Genomic DNA, 6,697 nt, shown 5'->3' with positions numbered 1-6,697 from the left:
GAGAGAGAGAGAGAGAGAGTAAAAGGGTTTTTTTCATGTTTTCTCCTTTTTAGATTGAATTGAATATTAGGGATTTCATACATTAAAATACATTTGCATTAGAATGCATTTGCAATGTATTTGGAGTATTATAGCATAAAGCGTTTTTTTTTTTTTGTCATTTTCTTAAAAATTTTGTCATTTTTTTGATTTTGACGCTTTTTGTGTGGTGTTAGCCCATAAAAAGGCTTTTAGCATTTTTTAAGAGTGGATAGTAAAGGGCTTGACTTTGCCATAACCCCTCTAAAAAGCGGTCTTTTTGGGGCGTTCGCCCCTTATGAGTGAGAAAGTTTATTTCTTGTGAGCGAAATCGTGTGGGTTGCCTTTACCCCCAACATAAGCGATTTTATCGCCTAAAATGTCATAAGCTTGGCCAAAGCCTTTCACGAAACGCCCTTCTTTGAAATCCAATGCGATCAAATGGAAATCTTGCATGGTGCGAATGGTTTTAATGCCCCCAGCTCCGCCGGTTTTTTCAATGAAAGAATCAAACGCTTTGTCAAACTCTGCCCCTCTTTCAATAAAACGAGCGTTGGTTTTATAACGCAAGCGTTTTCTCAAAATAGCTGATTTAGCCTTGCTTTCATCTTCTAAAAACATCACTTCCACATTGTGGGGGTTGTGTTTAAGGCCGGCAAAATGTTCAGCCACTTCGCTCACATAAATATAGTATTGTTTGCCATCGCTCATTAAAGGCGCATAAGAGCATACCACATGCCCATTAGGGTGTAAGGTCGCTAAACAAACAGAATCAAAGCCTTCTTTAAAGGCTTTAACTTCTTCTTCCACGCCTTTTAAATCATGGGTTTTTTCTATGCTTTGACACAATTCAATGATAGCGTTTTTGTAGTCTTTAGGGTCTTTGACTTCGTGGTTAAATTCAATCCTTAAGGTTTGATTGTTGTTATAACCAATCACAACGCCTTGAGAATCCACGCTTTTAAAGGCGACATTTTCAGCGTGATGGACTTGCCCGAATTTTTTCAACAAACCTTTCATGTCTTCTACATGGTGAGCGTTCATGTGCTCTATAATACGATTAAGCAAAATATTCTCCTTATTTTTTGAAAATAAGGGGAATGTTATAACAAAAAATTAAATATTAGCTTAATCTTTAGCGGAAATTTTGGTTTTTATCTCTATGCCTAAAAGCTTGAAAGCGTTGCTTAAACTCAAGCTCACCATCAAACAAATCTTTAAAAGCTCTTTAGCTTTAGGGGTGTTTAAAATCTTGCCAGCGTTATAGAAGTGGTGGAATTCTGAAGCGAGGGTTTTTGCGTATTCGCACATTTTTTGCAAGCCGTATTCTTCAAAAGAAGATTCAATGATTTTAGGCAAGCTTAAAGCGCTAAAAAGTAGGTATTTTTCTTCAGTGTTTAAATTGGTTAAAGGGGTTTGTAAAATTTCTTCTTTAGAAAAAGGCGATTTTTCTAGCATGGTGTGGATGCGCGAATTAGCGTAATGGATATAGTAAATAGGGTTTGAGCTGTCTTGCTTTTTTAAGGTATTGACATCAAATTCTAAATGCGTGTCAAGCCGTTTGCTTAAAAAAATAAACCTTAAAGCGTCCTTACCCACATCATCAACCACATCTTTAATCAAAATAAAATTACCCGCTCTTTTACTCATCTTGTAAGGCTCGTTATCTTTGAGCAAGCGCACCATTTGAGCGAGTAAGACTTCAAGTTTGTTGGAATCATAGCCCAAAAACTCAAGGCTGGCTTTCACTCTAGCGATATAGCCGTGGTGGTCTGCCCCCCAAATGTTGATATATTTGGTGTAGTTTTGCTTGAATTTTTCATCATGATAGACAATATCGCCGGCTAAATAAGTGCAGCTCTTATCTTCTTTAATGAGCACCCGATCGCTTTCATCTTGGTAGAGTGAAGATTTGAGCCAAATTTTAGAATCCTTTTCATAAAGGGCGTTCGCTTTTTCTAATCGTTCAAACACCGCATCTTTATGTTTAAAAATTTCTTTTTCGCTCGCATAGGAATCAAAATGAATGCCTAAAGCGTCTAAATTATCCTTAATTTCTAAAAGCATTAAATCTTTAGCGTAGCCGCTTAAAACTCCAATGATAGTCTCTTCGTTTTCTTTAAAAAGGCTTGGCTCTAAATCGTTACTCGCCTTTTTGGCGATCTCAATGATGTATTCGCCTTTGTAAAAGACTTCCGGATAAGTTACGCTTTCTTTTAAAACATGCTCTCTGTAAGCGAGCCATACAGAAAGCCCTAGCAAGCGGATTTGAGATCCCATGTCATTGACATAATATTCGCACAAAACTTCATGCCCTAAAAAGCGAGCGATTTTAGCCAAACTATCGCCAAACACCGCCCCTCTAGCATGCCCTATGTGTAAAGGCCCTGTGGGGTTAGCGCTCACAAATTCTAAAAAGATTTTTTGAGAACGCTCGCTTTTAATTTGAGAGCCAAATCGTTCTTTTAATTCTAAAGCCTTTTGGGTGAAACGCTCTAAAAAATCTAAAGAAAGCGTGAAATTGATATAGCCCTTACAAGCCACTACGCTGTCAAAAAGCCCTTGAGTTTTTTCGTGCGTGCTGATTTTAAGGGCTAACTCTTCAGCGATAACTAAGGGCGATTTTTTAAAAACTTTGGCGAGATTGAAAGCAATGGGCGTAGCGTAATGCCCATGCTCTCTGTCTTTAGGGTATTCAATAATGACTTCTTCTTCTAAAATCTCTTCTAAAACGCCCTTAATGAGAGTGTGCATGTTTAACTCTCTTGTTTGCTTTTAATCTCGCTGCTCTCATGCACCTTGGTTTGTGCTGCTTGAGCGTCTAGGGTTTTTGGCTCGTTTTTAGCCTCTTCTTCATCGTCTTTCACGGCTTTTTTGAAATTTTTAATCCCACTGCCTAAACCCTTAGCCAACTCTGGGATCTTTTTAGCCCCAAATAACAACACAATCACTAATAAAACAATGACCCAATGCCATATGCTTGTGAATCCGCCCATATTCTACTCCTTAAACTATTGGTTGGTTTTTTCTTGAATTATAGCTTTTTTAAAAAATAATTGATAGGTTTTATAAGGATTCGTTTTTCCAAGCCTTGCATATTTTTTCAAAATTAAACGCTTTTAAGCGATGGACTAAAGTTTTTGCGATGCTTAAGATGATTTCTTTGGATTTTTCTAAATCTTCATTGATGATGAGGTAATCAAAGCTCTCCAAGCACTGCATTTCTTTATAAGCGTTGATCAAGCGTTTTTCTATCGTCTCTTTAGAATCCGTCCCCCTTAAAAGCAAGCGCTCTTTTAAAATCTCTTGGTTTTTGGTGCTAATAAACACAGAGCATGCGTTGGGGTAATGCTTTTTAAGAATCTCATGCCCTTGCACATCAATATCAAAAATGACGATTTTGCCCTCTTTTAAGGCTTTTTCTACAGGGATTTTAGAAGTGCCATAATAGTGGTTATGCACGATCGCCCATTCTAAAAACTGCCCTTTTTCTATGCCTTGTTTGAATTCTTCTTCGCTGACAAAATTGTAATGCAAGCCATCAACTTCGCCCTCTCTGGGTTTTCGTGTGGTGGTGGAAAGGGAAAAATGGGTTTTGGGGATTTTTTCTTGCAAATACTTTGTAAGGGTGCTTTTACCCGCTCCGCTAGGGCCTGAAAGGATGAGTAAATTAAAATCATTATGCATCAGGTTTTTTATCCTCTAAAGTGATTTTAATGCTTAAGGTCTTGTTTTCTAAAAGGCTTTTTAAGGACTCTTGATTGAGGCTTTTTAATAAATCCTGCAAATTCAAGCGCAATTCTAGGGGGCTGGAAGTTTTATCGCTTTCTTCTTTTTCTTGCGGGGTTTCTTGCGGGGTTTTTATAACGCTCTCTTTAGGGGTTTCTGTGTCGTTCTCATTATTAGGAGTTTTTGCAACGGCTTCATTTAAAAAGGGCAATTCTTCCCCCATCGCTTTAGCCATCACCGGCTCAGGAATGTCTTCAATGCTTTCGTAATGGTCTTCTTGGGGCGTTTCATCTTGGGCTTTTTGGATTTCTTTTTCTTGTAAATTTTGCACGCTTTCTTGCGTGTTTTCATCTTTGGGGGTTTCTTTTTCTTGGGTTTGTGGCGTTTCTTTTTCTTGCGGTGTTTCTACATCTTGTGGGGTTTCTGCGATTTCTTGTTTTTCTAACTCGTGTGCTTGGGTTTCTTGGAGAGCTTCTGCACTTTCTTGCGTTTTTTCTTTAGGAATTTCTAACTCGTGTGCTTGGGCTTTTTCGGTAACAACTTCTTGGATTTCTTTATCTTGTGGAATTTCTGCGCTTTCTTGCGTTTCTTTTTTATCCTCGTTAGAGTTTTCTTGGATTTCTTTAACTAATTCTTGCATGGCCTCTAATTCTTGCGCGCTTGGGGAATCTTGTGTTTCTTCTTGTTTTTCCTCCTTATTTTCTTGTGTTTCTTCTTTGATTGGCTCTTGTTCTTGCGTTTCTTCTTTGATCTCTTCCTTAACTTCTTCTTGCGTTTCTTCTTTAGGGATTTCTAATTTTTCTTGCGTTTCCAACTCTTTAGAAACTTCTTCATCTTTGGGAGTTTCATCACCCTCTTGCGTTTCATCATCTTTAGGCTTTTCTTCTTTTTGGGGCGTTTCTTTAATCTCTTCTTTTTCTTCTTGCGCATCTAAAGTGGGGAGTAGTTGCTCTTCATTGTTAGGCTCTTCTTTGGCTAGGGCTTCTAAATCGCCTAAACTTTCTAATTCGTCCCAATTGGTTTCTAAAACTTCTTGAGTTGGGTCTAAATTCTGGCTAGGCTCTAGCTCGTTTATGTTAGAACCAAGCTTTTTTTGAAGGATTTTTAAAATCTCAGTGGGTAAAAAAGGTTTTTTCATTTTCATCTCAAAGCCCTCTAAGAAGGGCTGCATTTCATTGCCCTTTTTATACATGCACACGCTGTTTTTATTTTGAGAGATGGTTTCTTTTAATTCTAGCCAATCCACTTGGTCTAGTTTTTCCAAACATTCATCATCGGCTATCAAAATCCATTCTGGATCTTTTTTAAGGTGCGCGGATAACTCTTGATAGTGGTTAAAATTTTCCATAGGCAATTCCAATTTCTTAGAGACACTCTCAAGCAGCTTTGTGATCATGGGGTTTTGGTTGAATAGAATCATTTTCATTTTAGGGACTCCTTATTTGATAAGAAACGCTTCTTTAAGCCTATCAATTTTTATCGCTTTTTTTAAATCTTTTATTATAATCAAAAAACCACTTGGTTGGTTGTTTTTATCATGAGTGTAATTTAAAATAAGGATCATTTGATGTTCAACAAGTTTAAAAAAATCGTTGGCGTGGGTGTGTTAGTGGGCTGTTTAGGGGTTTTGCAAGCTAAAAACAGCTTATTTGTCTTACCTTATGAGCAAAGAGACGCTTTGAATGCTTTAGTTTCTGGTATTAGCAGTGCTAGAGAGAGCGTGAAAATCGCTATTTATAGTTTCACGCACAGAGATATTGCAAGAGCCATTAAAAGCGTAGCGAGTAGGGGGATCAAGGTGCAAATCATTTATGATTATGAAAGCAATCATAATAACAAGCAATCCACTATTGGCTATTTAGACAAATACCCTAACACGAAAGTGTGCTTATTGAAAGGGCTTAAGGCTAAAAACGGGAATTATTACGGCATCATGCACCAAAAAGTAGCGATCATTGATGATAAGATCGTGTTTTTAGGCTCAGCGAATTGGAGCAAAAACGCTTTTGAAAACAATTACGAAGTGCTTTTAAAAACCGATGACACAGAGACAATTCTCAAAGCCAAGAGTTATTATCAAAAGATGTTAGGGAGTTGCGTTGGGTTTTAAAGCCTTTTAGAAGTGGTAATTATACCCCACATAAAAGGCAAAGACCCTACGCATTTGAACCTTGAGCGCATCAGTGGTGTAGTATTTGTTATTAATGGTGGGGAATTTAAAACCGATTTCAAATTCATGTTCATCTACAAATAAAGCCTTGAGGCCAAAGTTAAAGAGGAATTGAAAAGAAGTGTTATCAACCGCACTGCTGTTAGTGATGCCTAACAATTCCTGCCCTTTACTGCCAATATACCAGCTATTCCCAGCAATCGCAATCCCCCCAAAAACGCCAATATCCACGCTAATATCATCTTGATAGAAACTCCCTTGGAAGAAATTCCACACCGCATCCACGCCCACGCCATAAGTGATCATGTTATTGCCACCATAATAGCCTTTAGGGTATCTCATGCCATAGCCTTGCCAGTCTAAAAAAGCGAAATAGCGCAAGCCCAAGATTTTATCCGGATGGAAAAAGTGGTTATAGCCCATGACTAAGCCAATCCCATTAGATCCCATGTTGGTGAGCTTTTTAACGCTATTAACGCTGGTTATGATATTGGTGTAACCGGTTTGATAGTTAGTGACTTCTCTAACTTCATGGATATTAGTCATTAAATTGATAGAACCTGTTTGGTAATTGAATCCCATATACAAATTTTTTGTCCAAGAAGGTGCTGCGCTTTCTTCTTTAGCTGCTAAGGCGTGTGTTAGCAAGCTTGTGCCAACTAACATTTTTAACAAGGTTCTCAATTTTATCTCCTGCATAGTAAGTTTCATTATAAAGATCTAAATTTTACAATAACTTACTCAAAATTAAGCATTTATTCTTTATAAGAGAGTATAATT

The 6,697-nt window shown here is 37.7% G+C and carries 7 protein-coding genes; 1 reads left to right on the top strand and 6 read right to left on the bottom strand.

Features of this window, described 5'->3' with window-relative positions:
- Positions 1–330 precede the first annotated feature (330 nt).
- From KX581_RS02785 to KX581_RS02765, 5 genes are all read right to left on the bottom strand, one after another.
- Entirely contained in the window at positions 331–1,086 is a 756-nt protein-coding gene (locus KX581_RS02785; protein ID WP_180426585.1) for a HugZ family heme oxygenase, read from the bottom strand.
- Between the two features lie 60 nt (positions 1,087–1,146).
- The gene (argS, locus tag KX581_RS02780; protein WP_231175519.1) at positions 1,147–2,772 is read right to left on the bottom strand and encodes an arginine--tRNA ligase; all 1,626 of its coding nucleotides are present in this window, start codon (positions 2,770–2,772) and stop codon (positions 1,147–1,149) included.
- 2 nt (positions 2,773–2,774) lie between these two features.
- Positions 2,775–3,014 carry a twin-arginine translocase TatA/TatE family subunit gene (tatA, locus tag KX581_RS02775; protein ID WP_000508576.1) on the bottom strand — a complete coding sequence of 80 codons (240 nt, stop codon included), beginning with the start codon at positions 3,012–3,014 and terminating at the stop codon, positions 2,775–2,777.
- 70 nt (positions 3,015–3,084) lie between these two features.
- Entirely contained in the window at positions 3,085–3,705 is a 621-nt protein-coding gene (gene gmk, locus KX581_RS02770) for a guanylate kinase (RefSeq protein WP_000551229.1), read from the bottom strand.
- Complete coding sequence (locus tag KX581_RS02765) at positions 3,698–5,173, bottom strand: hypothetical protein (protein WP_231175518.1); 1,476 nt, start codon at positions 5,171–5,173, stop codon at positions 3,698–3,700. The genes gmk and KX581_RS02765 overlap by 8 nt, the downstream gene beginning before the upstream one ends.
- A gap of 141 nt (positions 5,174–5,314) precedes the next feature.
- Between KX581_RS02765 and KX581_RS02760 the strand changes: the two genes are divergently transcribed.
- A complete protein-coding gene (locus KX581_RS02760) occupies positions 5,315–5,857 on the top strand; it encodes a phospholipase D-like domain-containing protein (RefSeq protein ID WP_120887588.1) in 543 nt (180 codons plus the stop codon).
- A gap of 6 nt (positions 5,858–5,863) precedes the next feature.
- Here the strand turns inward: KX581_RS02760 and KX581_RS02755 are convergent, their stop codons facing one another.
- Positions 5,864–6,601: an outer membrane protein gene (locus tag KX581_RS02755; protein ID WP_180629213.1), complete on the bottom strand. Its 738-nt coding sequence runs from the start codon at positions 6,599–6,601 to the stop codon at positions 5,864–5,866.
- Positions 6,602–6,697: the final 96 nt, after the last annotated feature.

It is taken from the genome of Helicobacter pylori, from assembly GCF_021062735.1.
Classification (GTDB): domain Bacteria; phylum Campylobacterota; class Campylobacteria; order Campylobacterales; family Helicobacteraceae; genus Helicobacter; species Helicobacter pylori_DN.
Note: the sequence above shows the minus strand (reverse complement) of the source record. Positions and strands in the feature narration are given on the sequence as shown.